18 protein-coding genes are annotated in these 25,591 nt (G+C 66.9%); 4 read left to right on the forward strand and 14 right to left on the reverse strand.

What is annotated here, in order from left to right; genetic code table 11:
• Positions 1-108: 108 nt before the first annotated feature.
• On the forward strand, positions 109-891 hold the full coding sequence (locus ASE59_RS16290; protein ID WP_268795292.1) for a TonB-dependent receptor domain-containing protein: 783 nt from the start codon (positions 109-111) through the stop codon (positions 889-891).
• A gap of 48 nt (positions 892-939) precedes the next feature.
• The gene (locus ASE59_RS16295) at positions 940-1,152 is read left to right on the forward strand and encodes a hypothetical protein (protein ID WP_056458742.1); all 213 of its coding nucleotides are present in this window, start codon (positions 940-942) and stop codon (positions 1,150-1,152) included.
• Positions 1,153-1,316: 164 nt separating this feature from the next.
• Here ASE59_RS16295 and pelF read toward each other — a convergent pair whose 3' ends face one another.
• Genes pelF through ASE59_RS16335 form a run of 8 tightly spaced genes read right to left on the reverse strand, consistent with a single transcriptional unit; the run spans position 1,317 to position 14,136 of the window.
• Positions 1,317-2,798 carry a GT4 family glycosyltransferase PelF gene (gene pelF, locus ASE59_RS16300; protein ID WP_056458745.1) on the reverse strand — a complete coding sequence of 494 codons (1,482 nt, stop codon included), beginning with the start codon at positions 2,796-2,798 and terminating at the stop codon, positions 1,317-1,319.
• Positions 2,795-3,643 (reverse strand): hypothetical protein, encoded by an 849-nt coding sequence (locus tag ASE59_RS20775; protein WP_056458749.1) that lies wholly within the window; start codon positions 3,641-3,643, stop codon positions 2,795-2,797. Before ASE59_RS20775 ends, pelF begins: the two co-directional genes overlap by 4 nt.
• Positions 3,640-4,584 (reverse strand): hypothetical protein, encoded by a 945-nt coding sequence (locus tag ASE59_RS16310; protein ID WP_156360136.1) that lies wholly within the window; start codon positions 4,582-4,584, stop codon positions 3,640-3,642. Before ASE59_RS16310 ends, ASE59_RS20775 begins: the two co-directional genes overlap by 4 nt.
• Positions 4,581-6,029, reverse strand: a complete 1,449-nt coding sequence (locus ASE59_RS16315; RefSeq protein WP_056458755.1) for a hypothetical protein — start codon at positions 6,027-6,029, stop codon at positions 4,581-4,583. Before ASE59_RS16315 ends, ASE59_RS16310 begins: the two co-directional genes overlap by 4 nt.
• Positions 6,026-7,726, reverse strand: coding sequence for a hypothetical protein (locus tag ASE59_RS16320; protein WP_156360137.1), 1,701 nt, complete (start codon positions 7,724-7,726; stop codon positions 6,026-6,028). Before ASE59_RS16320 ends, ASE59_RS16315 begins: the two co-directional genes overlap by 4 nt.
• A complete protein-coding gene (locus tag ASE59_RS16325) occupies positions 7,723-8,607 on the reverse strand; it encodes an endo alpha-1,4 polygalactosaminidase (RefSeq protein ID WP_056458767.1) in 885 nt (294 codons plus the stop codon). The genes ASE59_RS16320 and ASE59_RS16325 overlap by 4 nt, the downstream gene beginning before the upstream one ends.
• Positions 8,607-10,004 carry an exopolysaccharide Pel transporter PelG gene (gene pelG / locus ASE59_RS16330; protein ID WP_056458769.1) on the reverse strand — a complete coding sequence of 466 codons (1,398 nt, stop codon included), beginning with the start codon at positions 10,002-10,004 and terminating at the stop codon, positions 8,607-8,609. The genes ASE59_RS16325 and pelG overlap by 1 nt, the downstream gene beginning before the upstream one ends.
• 37 nt (positions 10,005-10,041) lie before the next feature.
• Positions 10,042-14,136 carry a cadherin domain-containing protein gene (locus ASE59_RS16335; protein WP_056458772.1) on the reverse strand — a complete coding sequence of 1,365 codons (4,095 nt, stop codon included), beginning with the start codon at positions 14,134-14,136 and terminating at the stop codon, positions 10,042-10,044.
• Between the two features lie 407 nt (positions 14,137-14,543).
• Between ASE59_RS16335 and ASE59_RS16340 the strand changes: the two genes are divergently transcribed.
• Positions 14,544-15,767 carry a threonine synthase gene (locus ASE59_RS16340; protein ID WP_056458775.1) on the forward strand — a complete coding sequence of 408 codons (1,224 nt, stop codon included), beginning with the start codon at positions 14,544-14,546 and terminating at the stop codon, positions 15,765-15,767.
• Here ASE59_RS16340 and ASE59_RS16345 read toward each other — a convergent pair.
• Positions 15,762-16,256 carry a homogentisate 1,2-dioxygenase gene (locus ASE59_RS16345; RefSeq protein ID WP_156360138.1) on the reverse strand — a complete coding sequence of 165 codons (495 nt, stop codon included), beginning with the start codon at positions 16,254-16,256 and terminating at the stop codon, positions 15,762-15,764. The genes ASE59_RS16340 and ASE59_RS16345 overlap by 6 nt on opposite strands.
• A gap of 153 nt (positions 16,257-16,409) precedes the next feature.
• Here ASE59_RS16345 and ASE59_RS16350 point away from each other — a divergent pair, with 153 nt between their 5' ends.
• On the forward strand, positions 16,410-16,874 hold the full coding sequence (locus ASE59_RS16350) for a hypothetical protein (RefSeq protein WP_056458778.1): 465 nt from the start codon (positions 16,410-16,412) through the stop codon (positions 16,872-16,874).
• Positions 16,875-17,265: 391 nt separating this feature from the next.
• On the opposite strand, the gene ASE59_RS16355 is transcribed toward ASE59_RS16350, so the two are convergent.
• The 5 genes from ASE59_RS16355 to ASE59_RS16375 form a co-directional block, all read right to left on the reverse strand.
• Positions 17,266-18,444: a replication initiator protein A gene (locus tag ASE59_RS16355; protein WP_056458781.1), complete on the reverse strand. Its 1,179-nt coding sequence runs from the start codon at positions 18,442-18,444 to the stop codon at positions 17,266-17,268.
• A gap of 100 nt (positions 18,445-18,544) precedes the next feature.
• Positions 18,545-19,588: a ParB/RepB/Spo0J family partition protein gene (locus ASE59_RS16360; protein ID WP_056458783.1), complete on the reverse strand. Its 1,044-nt coding sequence runs from the start codon at positions 19,586-19,588 to the stop codon at positions 18,545-18,547.
• A gap of 140 nt (positions 19,589-19,728) precedes the next feature.
• Complete coding sequence (locus ASE59_RS16365) at positions 19,729-20,925, reverse strand: AAA family ATPase (protein ID WP_056458788.1); 1,197 nt, start codon at positions 20,923-20,925, stop codon at positions 19,729-19,731.
• A 314-nt stretch (positions 20,926-21,239) separates the two neighbouring features.
• Complete coding sequence (gene katG, locus ASE59_RS16370; protein WP_056458791.1) at positions 21,240-23,459, reverse strand: catalase/peroxidase HPI; 2,220 nt, start codon at positions 23,457-23,459, stop codon at positions 21,240-21,242.
• Between the two features lie 107 nt (positions 23,460-23,566).
• Positions 23,567-25,441: a glycoside hydrolase family 2 protein gene (locus ASE59_RS16375; RefSeq protein WP_056458793.1), complete on the reverse strand. Its 1,875-nt coding sequence runs from the start codon at positions 25,439-25,441 to the stop codon at positions 23,567-23,569.
• Between the last annotated feature and the right edge of the window lie 150 nt (positions 25,442-25,591).

Here is a 25,591-nt window from a genome sequence, read left to right on the forward strand (position 1 = left end):
ATCACCCTCGACATATTCCTCGCCAGAAAACGCCTGTTGAGTCCGAGGTGAACACTCCCCGCCCCGCCGGGGGGCGATCCGATCGTCAACCTGTCGCCGGCGCAGCCGATCCGCGAGACGGGGTCGTATGCGCAGTGGCTGCCGAGTGCCAATTTCAAGATCGATGTGTTCGAGGATGTCGTGTTGCAGGCGGCGGTCGCCAAGACGCTGACCCGCGCGACGCTCAGCGACCTGCTGCTCATCCGCAACATCAACCCGCGCCCGCGCGAACGGGCGATCACCGACGGCAATCCGGGGCTGGAGCCGATGATCGGGTGGAATTACGATGCGGCGCTGACCTGGTATCTCGACCGGTCGAGCTTCGTCAGCGTCGCGCTGTTCGCGAAGGATCTCGACAACATATCGGAATCGGTCACGTCGACGATCCAGCTGCTCGGCCTCGATTTCCGGCGGACGCGGCCGGAAAATATCGGCAGCCGCAGTTATCGCGGCATCGAATTTTCGGGGCAATATACCTTTACCGGCCTGCCGGCACCGCTCGATGGGCTGGGCGTACAGGCCAATATCAGCCTCGTCGAACCCGATGCGACGACGTACAATGCCGTCGCCTTCTATGAAAAGGGACCGCTGCAGGCGCGGATCGCGTACAACTACCGCAATGCGTACGAACAGACGCAGCAGGGCAATCGCGGACAGCCGGTCAATGTCGACGCCTATGGCATCTGGGACGCGAGCATCAACTATGCGCTGAACGATCAGGTGACGTTGTTCGCGCAGGGGCTGAATCTGTTCAACGAAAAGACGTTCCTGTATTCGGTCTACAAGGAACGGGTGATCGCATTCGAAACCTATGGTCCGCGCTATGCGCTGGGCGTGCGGCTGAACTTCTGATGGAAACGGGCGTTACGACCGCCGAACCATAGCATCAGGAGTAGTTTCATGACCGATACGCTCGTCAACAACCGCGACGTCCCTGTCTCGAACGGCAAGACCAAGCTGACCGACGCATTCAAGAAGCATTTCGGCGGCGATGCGCCGATCGCCGACAAGGCGAAGGGTTTCGCCAAGGAGCGTCCGTGGACCAGCGCGGCACTGGCCGGGGTAGCGGCGATCGCGGTGCTGAACACGTTGCGCGGCAAGAAGCTGTCGTAAGACCCTTCTGCGCGCTCCCCCCGTTCGCTTCGCGCGCAGGTTCGAGCCTGTCGAGAACCGAAGTCGAGAAGGCGGTGCCCCACGCGACCCGTTCTCGACGGACGCTTCTCGACTTCGCTCGAAGCTGCTCGAACCGAACGGTTTATGGGGAAAGGGTGGGAAACCTACCGCCCGATCAGTTCCCCATATAACGCCCGGTACGACCCGATGATCGTCGGGTGGTCGTAATCGCGCAGTACCCGCCGGCGCATCGCTTCCCCCATTTCCCAGCGGACCGCAGGTTCGCCGGCGATGGCGCAAATGCCTGCTGCAGTCGCCTGCGGGTTGACCAATGGCGTGACGATGCCGCCATGGCCGGGATCATGCGGCCCACGCCCCTCGATCATCTCGCGGCAACTGCCGACATCGGGGGCGACGACCGGGATGCCGCAGGCGCCCCCTTCCAAAATTACCAGCGGTTGCGCCTCGGACAGGCTGGTCAGCACCAGCAGGTCGATGCGGTTCATCCAGTCCTCGATCCGCACCCGGCCGGCGAAGTGCAGCACGTCGTTGAGGCCGAGATCGCTGACCAGCTGGTTGCATTCGGCGGCATATTCCGGGTCCTCATCCTCCGGCCCCAGCACGACGAAGCGTAAGTCTGGCTTTTCGGCATGGGCGATGGCGCAGGCGCGGACGAAGGTCTTGATATCCTTGATCGGCACCACCCGACCCAAAAGCGCCACCAGCGGATGGTCGGGATCGCGCGCGTCGGCCAGATGCGCGAAGCGGCGCGCGTCGATGCCGTTGGGGATCACCCGCACCCGATCGGGGGCAGCACCGAGTCGCCGCTGCACCGCATTATTGTCGCCGTACAGCGCGACGATCGGGTCGCAGGCATCGTAACAGGCACCCGCATAGCTGGTGAAGGCCCGCACCCACAGGTCGCGCAGGTCGTTGACCGTACGATCGCTGGCGAGGCCGGTATCGACCTGATCGCCGATCCATTCGGCCATCATCACCTCGATCTGTCGCTCCAACAGATAGATGCCATGTTCGGTGATGAAGGCGGGCCGCCCGCTGACCTGTGCCGCGCGTGCCGCCAGCAGCCCGGCAAACCCGGTCGAGATGGTGTGATAGGCCCGCGCCTTCGGCAAGGGCGCGGTCAGCACCGCCAGCAGCCCGCCGAGCAACACGCGCATCGCCCAGAAATAATGATGGAACGACGCCTTGGGCAGCAGCGCCTGATAATGGCGGCGCAGCCGGGCGAAGGTCGCGGGGTGGGCGAGAATGTCGCCGGGGGTCAGCGGCCGTCCGACCCCGTCGATCAGTTCGATCAGCCGGCCGAGCGTCCCCGCCCCGCCCCCGCCGACGAAATCGATCAGCGCGTCGGCGATCGCCTGCGCCTGTGCCGCCGGATAGCCGCGCGGCATCGTCGCTTCGGGAGCGAGCGCGATCTCGACCAGTTCGACGACATTGTCGGGCGGGGTCAGCTGCATCGCCAGCGGTGCCGAGGACGGCTTGATCGCCACGATCGCGAAACGGATTTCGGGCAGGTGAGTTATGAGGTCCTGCAACCACCCAGACACCCCGCCGACGACATAGGGGTACGCGCCCTCGACGATCAGGCAGATATCGGCGGGCGGCCCGGTGTTGACCCGCTCATTCACGGGCGATGCTCGATGGTCTGGCCGCGCCACCAGCGGGCGGCGCGGGCGAAGGGATCGTGCGGCGCCTCGACGACCGGCAATTGTTCGATGATCGCGTCGATCGCGGCATAATCGCCCGCCGCCCATAGTGCCTCGATCCGGGTCGGGTCGAGCGGGTCGTCACCGATCAGTCCCAGCGCCTCGGCCCGCAGATGCGCCCGCTGCGTATCGGACAGCAGCACGTTGCCGCGCGCATGGTCGGCGAGCATCGCCGCCAGCGCCGCGTCGCGCGCCGGGCCGCTGTCGGCGTCCAGCGCGGCGCGGCCGGTCGCCAGATTCTGCACGACGCGTGCGGACGCGGCGGCGGCGAGCGCGCGGATCGTCTGATCGCCATCGGTCAGCGCCAGCGCAATCAGCGGCGAGAGCGACGGTTCGAACGAGCGCACCACGGTTTCCAGTGCGCGGCGACGCTCGGCGACCTGCCCGTGCCGCATGATCGTGACGAGCGAATGCAGCGTATCGGCATCGGCGTGGAGCACCCGCCCGTCGAGCATCCGCGCGACGGTCAGGCTGGCGCCGCGCTGGGCAAGTTTCGATCGCACCACCGGTTCGGGCAAAGGCGCGGGCGCCCGTTCCTCCTCGGGCAGCGCGCGGCTGAGCCATTCGCCGATCAGCAGCATCGCCGGCGCGATCATGCCGCCGACGACCGCACTGAACCGCAGCGCCCGCCCGTCGCGCAGCCGCAGCACGATCGCCGCGATCGAACAGCCGCTATGTCCCAGCAACAGCAGCGGTCCGGGCAGCACCGACGCCGAAGCGAGCATCGCCACGTCGGCCAGCGCCAGCGCGACGATCCCCGCCCTCACGCGACCATTCCGGGCGGCTGTACCGCCAGCGGCCCGGCGCGGCGCGGTTCCTCGACCAGCAGCGGGCCGAGCCAGCGGCAGATCTCGGTCAGTTCGGCGAGCAGATGCGCCCCCATCGCCGCGAAGGGCAGGTCGTGGAGCACCAGCACGCCGAGCAGGCGTGCCGGATCGCCCTCGGTCAGCGGCAGCGCGACCATGCCGATCCCGGCCAGTGCCTCGCGATCGCTCGCCCGGCCGACATGGATCGCTGCCCCCCGGCGCTGGGCGAGCGACAGCAACGGTGCGAGCAGCGTGTCGGGCCGCGCCTGCGCCCCCTCGCCGCGCAGCCATGCGCGTGCCTCGCTGCCGGTAACGCGGTAACAGGTGAAGTCGCCGGTCTGCGCCGCCAGCGCGATCAGCGCGATTAGTGCGGCGCGGCGTTCGGCCGGATCGGCATCGCCCAGACGCGCGGCGGTGGCGATGACATGACCGATGCTGCGTTCGCCGGTCGCGACCTGTACCTGTAATGCGCGGTTGGTGTGGACCAGTTGGTGAAACGCCTCGGTCAACCGCGTGACGTTGCGCCGCGCGATATTCTTGGTCCGCTCCAGTCGCACGAGCCGCTGTGCGCGGACCATGGTCACCTCGCCGATCGCCACCGCCGCCATGAACCACAAAAGCGGCGGCAGCGACAGATGGAGCAGGTGGTCGAGATAGTCGCGCTCGCTACCCGGTTCCTGCCCCAGCGCCAGCCACAGGGTGCTGGCGATGCCCGCCGCCGCCAGCGCGGGGAAGGTGCCATAGGCGAGCGCCATGACCACCACCGGCAGCCATAGCGGATTGGGAGCGATTCCGGAAAAGGCGGTGCCGCCCAGCAGCAGCCGGTCGAAGGCGAGCAGCACCCCGAACGACGCCGCCAGTTCCATCGCGATCCGCAGCGACCGCCGAAACCCCGGGTTCATCGCCCGCTCCCCAGCCCGCGCGTCACCCCGGCGCGCGCGAAGAGCTGTTGCCCGGCAAAGCCCGGTCGGGTGACCGAGCTGATTCCGCCGCTGCCCTCGATCCGCCATGCATCGCCGACCGGCAGCGCCAGCCCGAGGCTGGCATTGGGACCATCGCCGCCGAAGCGGTCGACCGTCCATCCGGCAAGGCCGGTCAGCTGCGCCTCGCCGATCGCGCTGCTCAGCAACGCCTGCACCGTATGGTTCTCGCGCGTCGCGAAATCGATGCCGCCGCGCCGCCGCTGCACATATTCGGCCTCGACCCGGTAGGTGAGGCCGAAGGCGAAGCCGCCGCGCCGCCGGATGTAATCCAGCCCGCCGGCCAGCGAGATGGTGTCAACCGCGCCCCCTTCGCCGGCAAGGCCGTAGCGATTGCCGCCGAGATCGACCTGCCCGACCAGCCCGGGGGCGATGCGATAGGTCGCACCGGCGGAGACGCGCGACAGCCAGCCATCGTCCAGCGCCTGTTCGCGGGTCGAATAATCGGGCTGATGCAGCGTCACCCCGGCGCGCCACTGTCCCTCGGCCGATCCCGATGCATAGCGCACGCCGCCGCCGGTCACGCCGCTGTCGAGCGCGCCGGCCAGCACCGCCTGCATCCGCGCTTCGTCGCCGACGCGGACGGTCGCGCCGGCCTCGACCACCGGCGATCCGCGGCGCTGGTCGCCGATCGTGCTGGCGACATGACGGACGCCCCCGCCGATCGTGGTGCGATCGGTCAGCGCGACATCGACGCGCGCGCTGCTTTCGACCTGCGACAGGTCGCTGCCGTCGCGCAGCGTGACGACGGCCGATGCCGCGCCGGGGGCGAAGGCCGCCGCGCGTCGGGCGGTACGGTCGGTCGCGCCGAGCTGGCGGTAGAGCCGGGTGGCACCGGCGGCGTCGCCATCTGCGCTGCGCGCATCGGCGAGGATGCGGGTGACGCGCCGGTCGGTCGGGTGCTGCACGGCGAGCGTTTCGGCGCGGCGGCGCCCCTCGCCCGGATAGCCGGCGGCGACATCGGCCTCGATCGCCAGCAATTGCGGGTCGAGCTCGGGGGCGGACTGCGCCGGTGCCGCCGGTTCGGCGGCGGGCGCGGTAAAGCCGATCGTCACGCGGTTGCCGGCCGTGCGCCAGCGAAGCTCGCGTCCGGCGGCGGGGCGCAGCACGAGGCTGTCATCGTTCCAGCGCAGGTCGCCGATCGCATCGCCGGCCGCGCCCCGAAACGTGTCGATGGCGCGGTCGTCGATCGCCCGGTCGGCGCGCACGACGATCTCGCCGTCATCGCCCTCGATCCGGAGCGTCGTGCCGGCGGGCCAGACCAGTTGCGGATCGCCGCCCGCGACCTCGCCATCGGCAAGGATCGCCGCCGGCACGCGCAGCACCGGCCCCGCATCGGCCACGATCAGGATCAGCGCCGCGATCATTGCTGCGACAACAGCATCCGCGCGCGGCCGGGCTGGCCGTCGGCGATCAGCAGCCGGGCGTGCAGCGCGACCAGTTGCCGGTCGCTTGGCGTCTTCTGCCGCAGCCGTTCGACCAGCGCCACCGCCTCGCGCCGGCGGCCCAGTCGATCGAGCAGTTCGGCATAGGCGCGGCTGTCGGGCAGGGTCTGCGCCAGCGCCTTTTCGAGCCACGGCCGCGCCGCGCGGTCGCCGCCGATCTTCGCCTGCGCATCGGCCATCAGCCGCAGTGCGGGCAGGTCGTCGCCATCGTTCGCCAGATAGTCGCGCAGCAGCTGCACCGTACGCGGCGCATCGCCGGCATTCCACGCGCTCCACGCCAGGTCCATGCGGTCGCGCGGCGCAGCGATGCCGGTGGCGACCCGCGCGTGCAGCAGGGCGGCAAGCTGCGCCGGATCGGACCTGCGGGGTGCGAAATCGCCCGCCGCGCGCACCGCATCGGCCGACAGCGCCCGCCCGTCGAGCAGCCGCGCCAGCACCGCCTGCCCGCCGCGATCGTCGCCCGCCGCCTGCGCGAGCCGCAGCCGGGTCAGCAGCACCGGCGTGCGATCGGCCAGCGGATGGCGGGTGAGGAACGCCGCCGCCTCGCCCGGCCGGTCGCGATCGGCATAGGCGGCGATCCAGTCGAGCTGTTGCGCGCCCGACCCGGCCAGCGTCCGCTGCCGCAGCCATGCGACGTCGCGCGCACCCGGACGGGGGCCGAGAAGATACAGCAGCCGCCGCGCCGCCGGGCCATCGGGGCCGCCCTGCCCCACAGCCGCCGCCAGCACGCCGACCGCATCGTCACGCGCGCCCGCTGCCAGCAATTGCTCGGCGATCGGCAGCGGATCGGCCCCCGGCGCCTGCGCGCGAGCGAGCAGCATGTGCCGTAGCCCCGCCCGGTCGCCGGCGCGGGTCAGGATCGCCTCTCGTGCCGCATCGCGCTGGTCGACCGGCAACAGCCCCGCCGCCGCCAGCGCCGCCCGCTGGTCGCCCGCCGCCTGTGCCACCCGGATCGCCAGCCATGGATCGCCGCGCCGCCAGTCGCTGCCGACCCGGTCGAGCCGGGCGATCAGCGCCCCCTGCCCCACGCGCTCCAGTCGCCGGGCAAGGTCGAGCGACAGCGCCGCAGCGGGCCGGGGGATCGTGCCGCGCTCGGCGGCGGCAACCAGCAGGTCGGGCCGGTCGAGCGTATAGGCGGCGGCGACGATCGCCGGCCCCGGCACGCCCTGCGCCGCGTCGAACAGCTTCGCCGCCGCATCGCGCTGCCCGGTTTCGGCCAGCAGGTCGATGCGCAGCGGCCAGGTCTCGGCAACCGTCCCGTCGGGCCGCACCGCCAGATAGGCGAGCGCCACCGGCCCGCGGCCGGCGGCCTTCAGGTCATAGGCGACCTGCAGCGTCGTGACCTTCTGCCCGGTCAACTGCAACTGCGTGGTCAGCGCCGCCAGTGCCTCCGCATCGTCATGCGCGATCGCGTCGGCCAGCGCCGGCACCTGCGGCGCGGCGGCGGGCGGCGGCGCCGGCAATGGCGGCGGCAGCGCGATCGACACCGGCTGCGCGCGGCGTTCGACGTGCAGCACCTCGGTCCGCCCGGGCAGCAGCAGGATCGCGGCGAGCAGCACCCCGCCCCCCACGACCATCGGCACCCCGATCGCCAGCCAGCGTTGGTCGGGCGCGCTCATCCCGCCGGCTCCGGCCACAGCCGGTCGAGCGCCAGCGTCGAGACATAGGGCGCGAACCCGCCCGCGCGTTCGCGGGCATAGAGGGCGGCGACCTGCTTCATATCGGCCATGTCCCAGTAATCGAGCGTGGTGACGACCATCTTGGGATTGATCGCCTTGGCCGCGCGCAGCCGGTCGGCCTGCCATTTCCAGTCGCTGTCGGACAGCAGGTCGTAGCGCCTGGTCGCGAAGTTCCAGCGCGACGCCATCGATTCGCCCAGCACATAGTCGATCGATGGCGCGACCCGGTCGAGCATCGCATAGCCGCGGTTCAGCATGATGCGCATGCCGGGGAAGCGCGCACGGACAGCGGCGATCAGGCGCGCGCCCGCCGCCACCATGTCCTTTGCGCCTTGAGGGTCCTGCCGTTCCATCGCCTCGGCATTATCCATCGTATCGATGAAGATTCCGTCATAGCCAAGCGTCAGAATTTGCGGGACGATCTGGTCCAGCACTGCGGCGGTCCATGCCGGATGGCGCAGGTCCGCCCGCCTAGCATCGGGCCAATCGGGATTGGCGATGCCGAGTGCGCCGGCCGTATCGAGCGCCGCGAAATAGGGGCGGCTCTTTTCGACCTCGCCCAGGCTGACATAGCCGAGCAACGTCGCCCCCTCCCCCCGCAACGGCGCGATCGGGCGCGGATGATGCGGTTCGAGGACAAGCAGTTCATAGCGTCTGGCAAGGACCGGATCGGTCGCGGGTCCGTAATCGACTGCCCAGCGCAACGTCGCATCGCCGCTGCTACGAACCTGTCCCGACGTCGCGTTGCGCAGTCCGAGCGTCAGTCCGACGGCGCCCGCGCCCAGCATCATCGCCTGCCGGCGTCCGAGGTACGCCCCCATCACAGCCAACGCCCGCCATGGCCGACCACCGCCGGGTTGTTGCCGACGAACAACAGATACGTCATGTCCATGCTTGCCTCCGCGACCAGCGCGAGGCCAACGAACGCCCCCACGACTGCGCCGGCCATATAACCCCAGCCGAAGGCCGCGAAACCGGCATCGAACTGGACCCAGGTCGCCAGCGCGCTGGCCAGCGCGAAGCTGGCCCAGGTGAACAGGATGCGCCCGAACAGGTCGTAATAGGCGAGCACGACCGTCGTCGCGATCACCACCAGATGGAACACCACGCCCGCCGAGGTCTGGCGAAAGGCAAAGATCGCGCGGACATCGGCACCGATCGCATCGAACAACGGCACCGCCAGCACCCACGCAAAGGCGGCGATCAGCAGTTGCACCAGCACCAGCAGGCGCAGGCTGTTGCCCATCACCGCGATCACCTCGCCCCGCGCCTCCTCGATCCGCTCCAGCGTCGACGTGCCGGTACAGCGCGCCAGCATACTGCCGAATGCGCGATCGAACCGGGTTTCGGTGACGATCAGCAATAGCGTGAGGCCCGGCACGATCGTCAGCAGCCCGAGGAAACTGCCCTCGTCGTTGATCGGGTTCAGCCGCAGTGCGCCGACCGCCGCCCGGCTCGACGGGCCGAGCCACAACAGCCATTTGTCGATCCAGATCGCGGCAACCCCGGCGATCCCGGCCAGCGCGATGATGCCGGCAAGGCGCGGATGCATCGCGTCGCGCGGCGGCAGCACCACGTCGCCGCTGAAATGACGCCGGTGCACGAGCAGGATCGCGGCGAGCGTCAGCCCGATACCGCCGGCGATGACCAGCAGCACGCCCAGCAACTCGCCATGCGGCCACAGCCACAGCACGCCGGCCGCCGCGACGATTCCCGCCAGATAGGCGAGCGGTACCACCCGGTATCGGTCGAGCGCGGTCAGCATCGGCGCGGCGATCCACACCTGCGCCAGCCAAGCGAGTGCGACGGTGGCGGTCAGCGCCTGCGCAAAGGGTAATTCGCCCAGCACCCCAAAGACGAATGCGCCGATTGCCAGCCCGATCCCGCCCCCGGCGGCCAGCGCCAGCAGCACGATCCCCGGTATGCCGGCGGCGTCGCGCGCGAAGATGCGATCGGCGACCAGACGGATGGCGACGATGCCGATCGGCGCGGCGGCCAGCGCCGATAGGCTGAACGCATAGATCAGCACCGTCTGCACCACCATCGAGTCCGCCGCCGTCAGGTGCCGCACCGCCCAGTGTTCGAGCAACCCCATCGCCACCGCGGTCAGTAACCATGGACCCGCACTGATGACAGCACCATGCGCGGCGGCGCCGACGATCCCGCCGACGCCACCTTCGCGGGCCACCTGTGCCAGTTTGAATCCGATTCCCGCCATCCGGCCCCCTGCCGACGGACTGATACGGCTGAATTCCTTACAAAAAGAAATCGCCCGTATTCAGGACATGATGGCCGGTCAGCGCGATCGAGAAGCTGGCGAACGAACCGAGCGTAGTTCCTTCGACGACCGTATATTCCTTGCCGCCCGACATTTCGTAGCGATAGCGCAGCTGGCCGGCACCGGTGAACCGGCCATTCTCGCCGATCAGGGTGAATGCCTGATCACCCCATGCGAACAGCGACGCATTGGCATCGATCGCCGACAGGTCGATCTTGTCCTCGCCGGGACGGAAGTCGGTGATGATGTCGCGCAGGCTGGAATGGGTCGCCGTATCGCCGGTCTTTTCGAACCGGAACACGTCGCGCCCGGCCCCGCCGGTCATCACGTCACGATCGTCGCCGCCGATCAGCAGGTCGTCGCCATTGCCGCCGTCGAGCACGTCGGTGCCGTTGCCGCCGTCCAGCGTATCGTTGCCATCGCCACCGTTCAGCGTGTCGTTGCCATAGCTGCCGATCAGCCGGTCATGGCCAGCAAAGCCGTTGAGCGTATCGTTGCCCCAGCTTCCGTCGAGCGTATCGCCCTCGCCGGTGCCGTTCATCGTGTCGTTCCAGATGCTGCCGGTCTGATTCAGCCCGGCGACGTCCTTAACATAAACCCACAGCAGCTGGCTGTCGGCGCGACCATAGGAATCGGTGGCGACGACGGTCACGTCATAGATGTTGTCGCGGTTCGAATCCTGCGCATTCTCGAAATCGGGCGCGCTCTTGAACGTCAGCGCGCCGGTGACCGGATCGATGTTGAACAGCGAGCCTTCGCCGCCCTGCGCGATCGAATAGCGGATGAAATCGCCGTCGCGGGTATCGGGATCGGTCGCGTTGACGGTGCCGACGCTGGTGCTGTTTTCCAGCATCGACATCGTGCCCCGGTCGCCGCCGCCCGACGAGGTGATGGTCGGACCGCCGGTCTGTTCCTTCACGTTGCTGACGGTGACGTACAGCATCTGCTTGTCGACCACCCCGAACGAATCGGTCGCGATGACCGACACGTCGTAGATGTTGTTGCGGTCGCTATCCTGCGGGTTTTCGAAATCGGGCGCGTTCTTGAAGCTGAGCACGCCCGTGACCGGATCGATCTGGAACAGATGGCCTTCGCGGACCGCTTCGATCGAGAAGCGGACGGTATCGCCGTCGCGCAAGTCGGGATCGGTCGCCGTGACCGTCGCCACCGCCGATGTGTTCTCGGCGACCGCGCTGGTCCATGCCGCCTCCTTGCCCCCGAACGAGGTGATGGTCGGGCCGCCGGTCTGTTCGGTCACGTTCTTGACATAGACCCACATCAACTGGCTGTCGCTGACGCCGCGCGCATCGGTCGCGACGATGTTGACGTCATAGATGTTGTCGCGGTTCGAATCGCGGGCGGTTTCGTAATCGGGCGCGGCGATGAACTTCAGCACGCCGGTGTTCGCATCGATGGTGAACAGCGATCCTTCGCCGCCCGCGCCGATCGAGTAGCGGACCCGGTCGCCCTGGGCGATGTTGGGATCGGTGGCGGTGACGGTGCCGACCAGCGTCGCATTCTCGTTCATCGTCATCGATCCCCAGTCGCCGCCGCCGGCAGAGGTGATCGTCGGGCCGGCATTGGCGACCTGCGTGACCTTCACCGCATGGGTGCCGATCGCGCCGATATCGATCGTCGCGATCTCGCCGACCAGCGACTCCAGCTTGCCGCCTTCGACGGCCAGCCAGTTGGTGCCCGGCGCCTTGATGTCGATGACCACCTTGCCCTCGCCCGCCACGGTGAACGACAGGTCGCGCCCGTCGCCCGACAGCGTTTCCAGCGACGCGCGCATCGGCAGCGCGGTGATGTGGGTGACGTCGTCGGCCTTGTCGCCCATCGCGATCTCGAAGCTGCCGCCCTTGGTCGGCAGGAACACCTTGTCGTCGCTATAGGCGTACCAGCCCTTGACGCTCTGGATCACCTGACCGGTCTTTTGCCCGTCGACGTCGAGCGCGAACAGGCCGGTGCCCATCGACGATGCGACGGTTGCCTTGATCGTGTTGCCGGTGACGCTGCTGACGATCTGCGCCTTGTCGAACGCGTTCACCCGGTTCGCCAGATCGGCGAGGGTGACGAATTCGAGGCCCTTGGCCGCGGCCGCAGCGACGAAATTGTCGAACATCGAACGGGCATAGGGGCTGCCGGTACCGCTGGGCACGCCGTCATTGTCGATCGCCCATTCGGTGGGGCCATAGTCGTGCCACGGCCACACGACGACCGGCGCATCGGCATTACCGGTCAGCGTCGCCAGTTCCTTGGCCCAGATCGCCTCGGCCTCGGCGACGGTCTTCTTCTGGAATTCCATCAGCGAGAAGTCGAACGAGGTGTTCGGCGCGATATAGACCTGGTTCGTCGCGGCGTTGGCCGGGTTCATATAGCCGATGGCGTTGGGATAGCCCGCGCCGACGCCCGAATAGCCGCCCGAGAGATATTGCACGTATTTCAGGATTTCCTGCGACGTGGCGATCTGTTCCGGGGCGCCGGGCACCGCCGCGCCGGCAACGGTCACGGTGCGGCCCAGATAGTTGCTCAGCTGCTGTTCCAGCTCGGCGCGGCTCTGGCCGAATTCGAACTTGATCTGTTCATCGGTCAGGATGTTGGTGTCGTGCGGGTGGGTATAGCTGTGGGTGCCGATCTCGTTCCCCATGTCGATCAGCTGCTTGTAATAGGGCAGCGACACCGCCCAGTCGGTCGCCTGCCCCGCCGCCGGATCGTTGCCGATATTGACGTAATAGCTGCCGACGAAATTATACTTCGCTTTCCACTCGGCGAGGATCGGCAGCATCTTGTCATAGATGCCGGGTGCGCCCTCCTCGATCTTGACCTCGCCTTTTTCCTGGCTCTGGTCCATGTCCACGCGCGACGCGAACAGGCCGGTGTTGCGTGTCATCTGCAAACCGACCGACAGCCCCCCGCCATGGACCGAATAATCGATCGCCTTTTGCAGCAGGTTTTCGTCGGCCATCACCGCTTCGGACGAGAAGATGACGTTGCGCCCGCCGGTCTGGGTCGCGATCGCCGCGGCATAGGTCTGGCCGTTGATCGTCGAGGTCGCGATCGTCTGTCCGGTGCCACTGACGCTGGTGAACGCGTTCCAGCCCACATTCTTGTAGTCATGCACGACCTGCCCGTCGGCATAGCCGTCGAACACCAGTCCCGCCGCGTCGGTCGCCTTGACTGTCACATCGGCGGGGAAACCACCGGTCACGCGCGTCGCATCGAACAACAGCTTCATGCGGGCATAGCTGTCGCCGGCCAGCGCATTGCCCGCCGCGTCGTTGGTCATGAACTCGCCCGCCGCGACCAGGCCGATGCCGTACTGCTTGGTCGCCTGTTCCAGCGTCTGCGCGATCGCGGTCACCTTGGTCGCATCGACATTGCGGAACGACGGGAAGACGATCGTGTCGTATTTGGCGACCGTGGCAAGGCTGGTCAGGTCGTCTTCGGTCAGGATGTCGAAGGGCACGCCCGCCTGCATCGCCTGAGCCTGCGTCGCCATGAACAGCTGCGAATAGGCGGTCTTGCTGAAATAGGCGTTGGCGGTGCTTTCGGACCACACGATCGCGATGCGGTGCGCCGGGTCGGCGGCATAGTCCATGTCGTTGAAGACGGTGAACGCCGGCGCCGAATAGCTGCCGGGCAGGAACACGGCGTCGTTGACGTCGTACAGCGTGTCGATCGCCTGCGGGTTGCCGATCGCTGCCTTGTCGACGCGGAATTCGACGGTCGAGCGATCGTCCGACCACACCGCTGCCAGCGTCGCGATCGCCGGGCTGGCGCCCGGTGCGCCGCTGTAGAGCGATACCTTGCCATCGGCGTCGAAATTGACGCTGTATTCGGCACCACCGGCAAAGCCGAAGATCTGGTAGCCGGTCTGGACGTTGCGATCGGTGTTCAGCCACACCGTGGTGTTGGTGCCGACGGTGCCCGGTACCTTCAGCGCAAAGGCGAAGGCGTTGCCGTCGCTCTTGGCATAGATGGCATAGCCGTCGTCCAGCCCGCGATCGATCCGGTCCTGCACCGTCCAGTCGCCCAGATTGCCATCCACCATGATCGCCGCCGCGCTCGCCATCTTGTTCCATCCCTGTATCGCTACCGATCCCCTGCCCTGTCCCCGGCGGTTCGGTGGCAGCGCGCTTCGCACCTCGTCGCGGTTACCGCAAGTCGTCGTCGCGCGAAAACTTCCGGTAATCGTAACTATTTCGTATCAGTCCGAAACGGACTGTCCGATAGCGGGACGGACTCTGCCAATTTACCAATAAATCCTGCAATGTTAACTATGTAGCTACTGCAAAACAGCGGAATTGTTCGACCGGTTCACCGTATGAAGCCCCATTCTCTGCCCCAGATACTGTGGACTGGTTGTTCGGCGCGACGAATCGCCGTGATCGTAGCGTAAATGCCTGCGGCAATGCTTGTACGGCAGGGTTAACGACCACCGCCATGGACCATCGCGAAAGTGCGACTACATTGTTGCCCATGCACGATAATCTTTCCGCACCCCGCCCGACGTTCGTCACGCAGCTCGAATGTTCGATGACCGGTGAGGTCTATCCGGCGGACACGCTCCACAATCTGTCGCGTGTCGGACGACCGTTACTGGTCCGTTACGATCTGGCGGCGGCCGGGGCGGCGTTATCACGCGATACGCTGGCGGCGCGCGATACCGATCTGTGGCGCTGGCGCGAATTGCTGCCGGTGCGCGATACCGCCAACGTCGTCAGCCTCGGCGAGATCGAGACGCCGCTGATCCCCATCCCCCGTTCGGGCGGCGACAACGTGTTGGTGAAGGACGAAGGCCGCCTGCCGACCGGCAGTTTCAAGGCGCGCGGGCTGGTGATGGCGGTGGCGATGGCCAGGGAACTGGGCGTGCGCCGGATCGCGATGCCGACCAACGGCAATGCCGGCGCCGCGCTTGCCGCCTATGCCGCGCGTGCGGGGATCGAGACGATCGTCTTCTGCCCCGAAGATACGCCCGAAGTGAACGTCCGCGAGATCGCGGCGCAGGGCAGCCGGGTATGGCGGGTCAACGGCCTGATCGACGATTGCGGCGCGATCGTCGCGCGTGGCGCGGCGGAGGGGCGCTGGTTCGACTTCTCGACGCTCAAGGAACCGTACCGGATCGAGGGCAAGAAGACGATGGGCCTCGAACTCGCCGCACAGCTTGGCTGGCGACTGCCCGACGCGATCTTCTATCCCACCGGCGGCGGGACCGGGCTGATCGGCATGTGGAAGGCATTCGACGAACTGCAGGCGCTGGGCTGGATCGGACCGGAACGCCCGCGCATGTATGCGGTACAGGCCGCCGGCTGCGCGCCGATCGTCCGCGCGTTCGAGGCGGGCGAGGAACATGCCGAACGCTGGGAGGATGCCCATACCGTCGCCGCCGGCATCCGCGTGCCGCGCGCGGTTGGCGACTTCCTGATCCTGCGCGCGGTGCGGCAGTCGGGCGGCAAGGCGCTGGCGGTCGGCGACCCGGCAATCCTGAAGGCGGTCGATGACTGTGCACGGCGCGACGGGCTGCTGCTGTGTCCGGAGGGCGGCGCGACGCTGGCGGCCTATCGTCAGGCATTGCGTGACGGCGAAGTCAATGTCGACGAGCAGGTCGTGCTGTTCAACTGCGCGACCGGGCTGAAATACCCCCTGCCCCCGGCCGACGCGACGCTTGACCGGTTCGCCGAGATCAATTTCGACCGGCTATAGCGGTGGATCGGGCAGTCGCGCGACCATCAGCGCGACTGCCCGATCGCGGCTGCCGGCGATCTGCACCAGATGCCGCCCCCGTCCCAGCTGGAAATCGACCATTTTGCGGATGCCCGAACAGGCGGGGCCATGGCTATGGCCGATCGATGCAACCGGCTTGCCATCGGTCAGTATGTCGATCCATGCCGCTGATCCCAACGCGACCCGATACCGCCCCGGCGTGGCGACGGTAAAGGCAAACAGCCCGCCGCGGCTATCGACCGGTCCCGCTTTCTCGGGCGTCGCGACGTGGCGCAGGTCGGCCGTCGGCAGCAGGGTCCCAGTCACTGCCGTTCCCGGGGTGAGCAGGGTCGCCCGGCCCCCATCGGCTCCGGCGGTCACCTTGTCTCGGTCGTTCCAGCCCGCCAGTTCGGCCGGCGGTGGCGCAACCGTCGTACAGGCCGCCGGAGCGGCTTGTGACAGGAGGGCGGCGAGCAACAGGTCGATCATGGTCGGCGACTCCGTTAACGGATGCAATGGTATAGGCACGATCCGGCCCAGCGCCACCGCGTTCCGTCGTTTGAGCAGCAGGTGGAAACGAAGCGGCGACGGGTGGGGAACATTTCGCTTCCCTTTCGTGCTCGACCGACTCATAGAATCGTCATGCCGATCCGCGCCGAAAACCGCTGGCTCTACCCCATCGACTGGACGCAATTGTCGGCCGCGATCCGGTTCGACCGTGCCGGCGGGCGCTGCGAGCGATGCGGGCGGCCTCATCTCGCGCGCGTGGCGCATCTGGGCGACGGACGCTGGTGGGATGCGCAGCAGCGTTGTTGGCGCTCCCCGCGCGGCCGGCGCATCGCTGGCGTCCATGTCAGCCTCGCCCGGGTCCGCCTGACCCGTGTCGTGCTGGCCTGCGCACATCTCGACCACGACCCGAGCAACAACGCGCCAGCCAACCTCGCGGCGTTGTGCCAGCGCTGCCATATCCTGCACGATGCGGCAGAACATCGTTGGCAACGCTGGTGGAATCGCTTTCGTTACCGGGCGATACGCGACCTGTACGAGCACCCGCCCCTTACCCATCAGCGCATGACGCGGTTGCGGCCTTCCTCTCTCAAAACCTGAAATCCAGACATCAGGCTCGGTTAGACGGTTTATAGGAAGGTTAGCAGGTTAAGCGGCGGCAAGTCGCAGCCAAGCCAGCCTTGCACCACGATTCGCGCGCGGCCGTGCGTTCCGGAAAGGTCGTGAAATCGTTCCCGAAGGATCGACGCCGTCGTTCCCGAAGTGTCGCGGCTGCGTTCCGAAAGGGTCGAATGGCGTTCCCGGAGTGTCGACGCCCCCCTGCCTCGCCCCGATCGCCGATGCCGATTGAATCAATAATGGAATGGCAGGGGGTGGGGACGTTCAAATCCTAGGGTGATCTTCAACTTGATGTGCAACCGGCGTGGGTGGGGGCGGGGCGGACGACACTTCGGGAACGGAAACAAATTGCCACTCGATCTTTCGGGGACGCTCAGCGCCCGAGTTCGTGGCGGTGTTGTGCGTCCCAGCGGCGGACATAGCCGATGAATGCCGCCTGATAGCTGACTGGCGTCCGCGTCGCATCGGCATCGATCCACGCCCGGAATTCGGCATGGAGCGTCTGGTAATCCCAGCCCGGACATTCGGCACGGAGCAGCGCCAGCGTCTGCGGCGTAATCTCGCCATGGGTCGCACGGCCCGCCAGTCCCTTGATCGAGGCACGGATCATCGCGGCTGCGTCGACCAGTTCCTCGGTCCGTTCGGGGGATGGCATAGCGGCCGGAGCAGGGGCCGGGGCAGGGGAGGCGCCGACCACCACCGTCCGCGCGGCGGCACCGGCGCGCTTGCGCATCCTGAGTAACGGCTCGCGCTTGTCGGCGGGCTGTTCCAGCATCAGCGTGTAGCCGGGCAGTTCGTTGCGTTCGGCGATTTTGGCGATTTCGAACTTGAAGCGGCGATATTGCCCTTCGGCGCCCGATTTCTCGAACAACGTCGGCATCGATATCGCGAAGCCTGTTTCACCCGCGCCCCCGGCATGTTTGCGCGCGACGCGGTACAGCCAGCGCTCGCGTCCGCCGGTCAGGTCGAAATAGGCGCGGTCGATCGACAGCACGCCGCCGGTCATCATTACCCCTTCCCAGAACCAGTTCGACAATTCGATCGTCATGCCCCGCGACCGTTCGGTCTTTTCATCGACCAGCTGCGTCCAGCCATCGAGCCAACTGAACGTCGCCTCGCGCCGGTTTTCGGCACGGATATTGGTCTTGATCGTGGTCGCCACCAACCGGTCGAGCGCCTGGCCCAGCAATTCGTACGCCCGCCCCGTCGTCGGTCGCCCGATCGCGCGCAGCAGGTCGTAGGGCATCAGATGCAGCTTGCGCGGCACGTCATTGACCCCGCGCCGCGCCATATCGGCGAGCACGCTGGCGCAGTAGATGAGGATGTCGGCATCCCAGATGGTCGCCATTCCATAATCCGCATTCGCCGAGACATGGACCCACAGCTTGCCGTCGGGGCTGCGATAGTCGATCGGCTTGATCCGTTTGGTCTTGGCGAGGCTGAAGAACGGCCGCTCCATCATCTCGCGCTGATCACGTAGCGGCATGTCAGCGAGGTAGGGCAGGAACAGGTCGAACTGTTCGGAGACTTTTTCAGGGTTCGGGCGGGTCATATGCTCGGGTCCGCAGGCGGGTTTCCCCGGGGAAACTTCGGGAGAAATGGGGTAGGGCGCGGGCGATGTTTCCCCGGGGAAACTCGCGGCGCCCGCCCGGTCACCGTTGCAGTCCGCGGCCGTGGCCATCGAGTTCGATCAGCGCCTTGCGGACCATTTCGACCATGTCGTCATGGCCGAGGCCCGATCCGGCATGGAGGCGCAGGGTTACGCCCTGCCGGTTGATCGTCTGCGCGGTTACCGCGACGCGACCGTGTGGCGTGGTCCACACGAACCGGTCCTTTTTCTCCTGCCCGCGTTTGGGCGCGTCGATCAGCCGGCGCAGCACATCGGCGGGGGGGATGGGGGGCAGCCCCTTGTCACGGCGATGCTGCTGTTCGCGGACCAGCACCTTCGCCTCACCGCCGATCACCGCTGCATCCGCGCGATCGTCGAGCGCCTGCGCCAGTGCATAGCCGCCCTTCAACTGGACGTCGCCGGGCGACGCGAAGGCGGCGACGATCGGGTCGGGTAGCGCCGCGACCCGCAGCATCTTCGACAGCCAGCCCTTCGACAGCTTCAGTCGTTCGGCCATGCGCGAGGCGTGGTTGCCATAATGCGTCTTGAGCGCGGCGGCATAGTTGCGCGCGCGTTCGAGGTCCGACACATCGGCACGCGCGCGGTTCTCCAGATCGGCGAGGCGGAAGGCCGCTTCGTCGTCGAGTGTCGCGACCTGCGCCACGAACATCATGTCGGGATAGCTGTGCGCGCGCAGCCACGAAATCGACCAGTGGCGACGGGTGCCGGCGATCACCTCATAATCGTGCGCGGCGTCGCCCTCGACCCGGCGGACGACGGCGGGGACTTTCTGCCCCCCTTCGGCGATGATCGAATCGACCAGTTCGCGGCAGCTCGCTTCGGTGAGATGCGCGTAGGAGCGGGCATTGCCCGGCCAGATGCGGACCCGCGCCGGGTCGAGCAACAGCTGCGTTACCTGGCGGACTTCACCGGAGGCGACGCGGGCGAGGGCGGATTCGCGACCGAGCAGCGTCGTGCCGCGCAGGCGGTCGGAACCGCGCTCGGGCGGAGCAGGGGGGGCTTCGGTCGACTGCGGTGCTTCGTCGGAGAGCAGCGCGGCGAGATAGTCGGATTGTTTACGCGCCATGGGGGAACTCGGGGTTTTGGGTTTGGAGACTCAGCGCCGCATTGGCCTTCACCAACGCGTCGGACGGGCGCGGCGCCCGCCGGCCGGGCGGTTTGAGCCGGCTTGGCGCTTTGCGCCTCGCCGTGCCGCGCTGTCCGCTGTCAAACCGCTGCATACAGCATCTCCTCCCCCGCCGGCGCGACCCTGCCCCAACCCTGTCGCACCAGCTGCTCGATCTGCCCCAATGCCTCGTCCAGATTGGCGCGGCATCGTTTGTGGGTCTTGGGCGTCCCGATCGGCTTTTCGAGTTCGTAGACGGTCATCATCCGCATCGCCGCATGGCTGATTTCGGCGGATTCGAGGATCGGCACCGGCAACAGCGCCGGGCCGAAACTCTGTTCCATGATCGCCCGCACCATCGCGTGGCTGGGGTCGTTGCCGTCGAACTTCGAACAGATCAGCCGGACGAAGCTGTAATCCACCTCGATTCCGGCGCTGCCCAATTGCTGCAACACCTGATCCATCATCGACAGGAACTGCACCGTCGAACAGAAATCGGGGGTGGTCGCCGCCAGCGGTACCAGCAGCGCATTCGCCGCCTGCATCACCGCAAGACTGATCGTACCGAGCGCGGGTGGCGGATCGAGCAGGACGATATCATAATGCCGTGCAAGATCGATAAGTCCTTGTTTCAACTTACGAAAACGCGCGGCCAGCACCGACTGCCCGTCCGATCCCGACGCCGCCAGTTCATATTCGACATCGAACAGTTCAAGGTTCGACGGGATCAGATCGACGTTCGGCCACGACGTCGATTTGACCGCATAGGACAGGTCGTTCTGCGTCGGATCGATCGACAGATAGGGGTAGAGCGTCTCTTCGCGGGTGATGTTGAAATGCGGGTTGAAGCCGAACAGCGTGGTCGTCGTCGCCTGACTGTCGCAATCGACGACCAGCACGCGGTACCCCTGCACCGCGAAATAATGGGCGAGGTGGGTAGTAACCGTCGACTTGCCGACGCCACCCTTGAAGTTCTGCACCGCGATGACCGCCGGTACGTCGAGCGGTGCGCGGGCGGGGGAGGCGCCAAGTACCTGCCGCATATGCAGCAGTTCATCGACGCTATAGCCCAGACGCCGGCCGTTCTCGGCGGCGGGGGCGGGGGGCAGGCGGCCGTCATCCTCGGCCATACGGATGCGGTTGGTCGAACAACCGAGCAGTTGCGCCGCCTCGGCAATACCGAAGCGGACGTTCAACGCCTTGCGGCTTTCGGGCAGGAAGGCTTTTCGCCGCAGCCGCTCGATCATCCGCTCGCCAGCTTCGGCAAGATCGCCGATCTGCGCGACGATTGCATTCATGTTTGGGTCCGATCCGCAGTTTGAAGCTTGTCGGTATTGATATGCCATCGAAAGCTTCAACCGGGCAAGGCGAATCACGGGGTTGTTGGCGTGTTTCGGTTTGGCGCCACATGCTTCGACACGGGCCTTTAACTTTGCTCGACCCTATTTCGCCCGAACAGCTATTTCTGCCGACGGCACGAAGCCGGGCAAGATCAGTCCGTTCGGGACGCCGCGTAACCGCGGCGTGCCGGCTAACGCCGCACCTTTCCAGACGCAACGAAGCGCCCGGGCCTTTCGGCCCGGACGCTCCCTGTCGCACCGGCAATCGATGATTACGCGCGACCGAGGTCGAAGCGGTCGGCCATCATCACCTTGGTCCATGCCGCCACGAAGTCCTGCACGAACTTCTCACCGGCATCGTCGCACGCATAGACTTCCGCGACCGCGCGCAGCTGCGAGTTCGAACCATAGACCAGATCGGTGCGCGACGCGGTCCACTTCTGCTCCTTGCTATGGCGATCGGTGCCGACGAACTCCTGGTCGCTGTCGTCGCTGATCTGCTTCCACGCCGTGCCCATGTCGAGCAGATTGACGAAGAAGTCGTTGGTCAGCTGACCCGGACGCGTGGTGAACACACCGTGCTCCTTCGCCTTGCTGTGGTTCGCCCCCAGCACACGCAGGCCGCCAACCAGCACCGCCATTTCGGGCGCCGACAGCCCCAGCAACTGCGCCCGGTCAACCATCAGTTCCTCGGTCGGAACGTTGAACTGCACCTGCAGGTAGTTGCGGAACGCATCGGCCTTCGGTTCGAGCACGTCGAAGCTTTCGACGTCGGTCCATTCCTGCGTCGCGTCGGTCCGGCCCGGCGTGAACGGCACGGCGACATTATGGCCGGTCGGCGCAATCGCCTGTTCGACACCGACGACACCGCCCAGCACGATCAGGTCGGCGATCGACACGGTCTTGCCGCCCTTGCCGTCGAAATCGGCCTTGATGCCGTCATAGACGCCCAGCACCTTCGCCAGCTGTTCCGGCTCGTTGACGTCCCAGTCCTTTTGCGGGGCAAGGCGGATGCGCGCGCCATTGGCGCCGCCGCGCTTGTCCGACCCGCGATAGGTAGAGGCCGAGGCCCAGGCGGTCGTCACCAGTTCGGCGATCGACAGGCCCGATGCTGCAATCGCCTGCTTCAGCGTGGCGACGTCGCCTTCGCCCAGCGGTTCGCCTTCCAGCTTCGGGACCGGATCCTGCCAGATCAGGTCTTCCTTCGGCACTTCCGGACCGATCAGGCGGACGTTCGGACCCATGTCGCGATGGGTCAGCTTGAACCATGCCCGCGCCCAGACATCGGCGAAATAATCGGGATCGGCACGGAATTTCTGACAGATCGCGTTGTACGCCGGGTCGACCTTCAGCGCCATGTCGGCGGTCGACATCATCGTCGGCACCTTCTTTTCCGGGGTATGCGCGGCGGGGGCCAGCGTATCCTCGGGATTGCCGACCGGCTGCCACTGATGCGCGCCCGCCGGGCTCTTGGTCAGCTCGTACTCGTGATCGAACAGCATGTCGAAATAGGCCATGTCCCATTTCGTCGGCGTCGGCGTCCACGCCCCTTCTAGGCCCGAGGTGATCGTGTGATCGCCCAGACCGGTTTCGTGGGTCGACGCCCAGCCCAGACCCTGCGCCGCGATATCGGCACCCTCCGGCTCCTTGCCCACATGCTTGGGATCGCCCGCGCCGTGCGCCTTGCCAAAGGTATGGCCGCCGGCGGTCAGCGCGACGGTTTCCTCGTCGTTCATGCCCATGCGCGCAAAGGTCTCGCGCATGTCGCGTGCCGACCCCTGGGGCATCGGGCAGCCGCCCGGACCCTCCGGATTGACGTAGATCAGCCCGTGCTGGATCGCGGCGAGCGGGCTTTCGAGCGCGAGGCCGGCTTCCTCATCGATGCGGGTCTGGCCGAGCCACTCCTCTTCGGTGCCCCAATAGACGTCCTTTTCCGGCTCGAACACGTCCTCGCGTCCGCCGCCGAAGCCGAAGGTCGGGCCGCCCATCGATTCGATCGCGACATTGCCGGCGAGGATGAACAGGTCGGCCCAGCTCAGCTGGCGGCCGTATTTCTGCTTGATCGGCCAAAGCAGGCGACGCGCCTTGTCGAGATTGCCGTTGTCCGGCCACGAATTGAGCGGGGCGAAGCGCTGCTGCCCCGCCGACGACCCGCCGCGGCCGTCGCCGGTGCGGTACGTGCCGGCCGAGTGCCAAGCCATGCGGATGAAGAACGGGCCGTAATGGCCGTAATCGGCCGGCCACCAAGGCTGGCTGTCGGTCATCAGCGCGGTCAGGTCGGCTTTCAACGCGGCATAGTCGATGGCCTCGAATTCCTTGCGGTAATCGAAGTCGTTGCCCATCGGATTTCCGCTGACACCCTTTTGATGCAGGATGTCGATCGACAACGCTTCGGGCCACCAGTCGCGCGCGGTCTGTCCCAGCAGGCGGCGCATCGCCGCAGGCTGCTTCTTGGGATCGTTGATCGGGCTGCCTTCGGGTATGGCGTCCATCGGTAAACTCCTCTCGACCGTAATATGGCGTCAGGATGAACCAGCGGATTGCGTAAGGCTAATGACTTGCGCCACTGCCATTGATCGGTTTTTTCGATCGATCACGCCTATTTCGCGTCCCGCTGCGCCCGCTCCGTATAAAATTCTGCCAGCACGTCGAACGCCAGCTTGCGCTGTCCGGTTTCCGACACCAACCCCTTGCGATTATAGCCCTGCTGCCAACCGTTCTGGCGACGCGGCGAGCGGAAATCCTTGAGCAGCCATGGCGACAGGCCACTGAGCGTCGGAATCTTCGCCGCCATCGCCAGCGTCGCGCGGTAATAGTCGCGCTGATATTCTTCCGAGAATTTCTGGGGGGCAGGGCGGTCGTCATGTAAGCCGGCTTTGGCCCCAGCGCCGAATTCGGACAGGATCAGCGGCTTGTCGGTCGGTACCTGCCACCCGATCGCCGGCAGATCGGCCAGACGGTCGGGCGAATACCATCCGTTATAGGTGTTGACCCCCATCACATCGAGCCGCTCGGCCAGCGGGTCGTTGATCGTCATCAGCGGGTGGCCGTCGCGGGTCGACCGATCGGTCAGCAGCGCCGCGCCGAGCAAACGCGTATCGTCGAGCCGCCGGACATCGTCGGCCAGCGCGCCCAGAAAGGCGTTGCGTGCGGGTGAATTGGGGGTTTCGTTGGCGATGCTCCAGATCGCGATCGACGCGCGGTTGCGGTCGCGCACGATATTGTCGGCCAGCATCGCGCGGGCGGTTTTGAGCGTTGCGGGATTGTCCCATGCGATCAGCCAGTAGACCGGCACCTCGCTCCACACGAGCAGCCCGAGTTCGTCGGCGAGGCGCGTCGTCACCTCGCCATGCGGATAATGGGCGAGGCGGACGAAATTGGCGTGCAGACCGTCCTTCGCCTCGGCCAGCAGCGCGCGTGCCGCCGCCGGAGTGATGGCGCGCGCCGGATTGTTGCCAAATTCCTCCTCATGCACGCTGATCCCGCGCAAAAAGACCGGGCGGCCGTTGAGCAGGATCTGCGTCCCGCGCCGCTCGATGGTGCGAAACCCGATGCGGTCGTGCCAGCGATCGTCACCCGCTTCGAGGGTCACGTCGTAGAGTTGCGGCGTCTCGGGCGACCAGCGGCGCAGGCGCTTCGGCACGGCGGTTTCGCCATGCCAGCGGCCCTCGCCATCGGTGCGGCCCGACAGCGTCAGCCCGAGCGCCGGAATGGTCAGCCGCATCAGCGCATTGGCGGCGGTGCTGCCGTTCAGCTTCGCATCGATCGCGATCCGGCCAGTGCGGGTCAGCCGGACCCACGCATCGTCGGCAAAGGTCGCGGGCGTTTCGATCAGGCGGATGTCACGGGTGATGCCGCCATAATTCTCCCAATCGGTGACCGGCGGCGGCACGCTGCTGGCGTCGACGGCGGAATCGACCGCGACGGTGATCTGGTTGTCGCCGGCACGGACCCGGTCGGTGACCTCGATCGCAAAGGGGGTGAAGCCGCCCTCATGCTCACCGACGAACTGGCCGTTCAGGAACACGCGCGCCCGGTAATTGACCGCACCGAAGCGCAGGAAGCGGCGCTTGCCGGCGGTCGGCTGCGCGCTGAAATGGCGCTGATACCAGACCAGCCCCTGATAATGCCGCATCTCCGCCGCATGGGTCATCCACCCGCCGGGCAAGGTCGCGATCGGTGCGGCGGCCATGTCATATTCGAACAGCGACTGCTGGTTGCGGCGCAATTCGGCGGGCACGTCGACCTCGGCCCAGCGGCGTTCGGTGACGTTCGCGTCCTCGCCGTGAAAGCCGCGCATTCCGGCGCGGTACGGGTCGATCGAATAATGCCATTGCCCGGTCAGGTCGCTGCCGGGCCGCAGGTCGCCCGCAACCATCGCGACCGGGGTCGGCGGTGTCTGGGCATGGGCAGGGCGGGCGGGAAGCAGGAGCGCGAACGCGCCGAGCAGGGCGAGGGGCAAGCGGGCGATCATGGCGGCATCATTGCCGGTGGCGGGGCAGGGGACAAGGGGGGCGCGTGGTCGGTGCGGGCCGAGTGTCGCCGAGATACCTCCCCTCCCTGGAAGGGAGGGGCTGGGGGTGGGTCGGGTTGCGAGGGGAGGTCACGTCCGCCAACGGGCCGG

It is taken from the genome of Sphingomonas sp. Leaf10, assembly GCF_001421245.1.
Lineage (GTDB): Bacteria > Pseudomonadota > Alphaproteobacteria > Sphingomonadales > Sphingomonadaceae > Sphingomonas.

Bases quoted from the DNA above. Each gene is read 5' to 3' on its own strand.
- ASE59_RS16295 (WP_056458742.1), top strand. From the start codon at position 940: ATGACCGATACGCTCGTCAACAACCGCGACGTCCCTGTCTCGAACGGC.
- katG (WP_056458791.1), bottom strand. From the start codon at position 23,459: ATGGACGCCATACCCGAAGGCAGCCCGATCAACGATCCCAAGAAGCAG.
- ASE59_RS16355 (WP_056458781.1), bottom strand. From the start codon at position 18,444: ATGACCCGCCCGAACCCTGAAAAAGTCTCCGAACAGTTCGACCTGTTC.
- ASE59_RS16345 (WP_156360138.1), bottom strand. From the start codon at position 16,256: ATGATCGACCTGTTGCTCGCCGCCCTCCTGTCACAAGCCGCTCCGGCG.
- ASE59_RS16375 (WP_056458793.1), bottom strand. From the start codon at position 25,441: ATGATCGCCCGCTTGCCCCTCGCCCTGCTCGGCGCGTTCGCGCTCCTG.
- ASE59_RS16350 (WP_056458778.1), top strand. From the start codon at position 16,410: ATGCCGATCCGCGCCGAAAACCGCTGGCTCTACCCCATCGACTGGACG.
- pelG (WP_056458769.1), bottom strand. From the start codon at position 10,004: ATGGCGGGAATCGGATTCAAACTGGCACAGGTGGCCCGCGAAGGTGGC.
- ASE59_RS16320 (WP_156360137.1), bottom strand. From the start codon at position 7,726: ATGAGCGCGCCCGACCAACGCTGGCTGGCGATCGGGGTGCCGATGGTC.
- ASE59_RS16340 (WP_056458775.1), top strand. From the start codon at position 14,544: ATGCACGATAATCTTTCCGCACCCCGCCCGACGTTCGTCACGCAGCTC.
- ASE59_RS16310 (WP_156360136.1), bottom strand. From the start codon at position 4,584: ATGAACCCGGGGTTTCGGCGGTCGCTGCGGATCGCGATGGAACTGGCG.
- ASE59_RS16365 (WP_056458788.1), bottom strand. From the start codon at position 20,925: ATGAATGCAATCGTCGCGCAGATCGGCGATCTTGCCGAAGCTGGCGAG.
- ASE59_RS16360 (WP_056458783.1), bottom strand. From the start codon at position 19,588: ATGGCGCGTAAACAATCCGACTATCTCGCCGCGCTGCTCTCCGACGAA.
- ASE59_RS16325 (WP_056458767.1), bottom strand. From the start codon at position 8,607: ATGGGGGCGTACCTCGGACGCCGGCAGGCGATGATGCTGGGCGCGGGC.
- ASE59_RS16315 (WP_056458755.1), bottom strand. From the start codon at position 6,029: ATGATCGCGGCGCTGATCCTGATCGTGGCCGATGCGGGGCCGGTGCTG.
- ASE59_RS16335 (WP_056458772.1), bottom strand. From the start codon at position 14,136: ATGGCGAGCGCGGCGGCGATCATGGTGGATGGCAATCTGGGCGACTGG.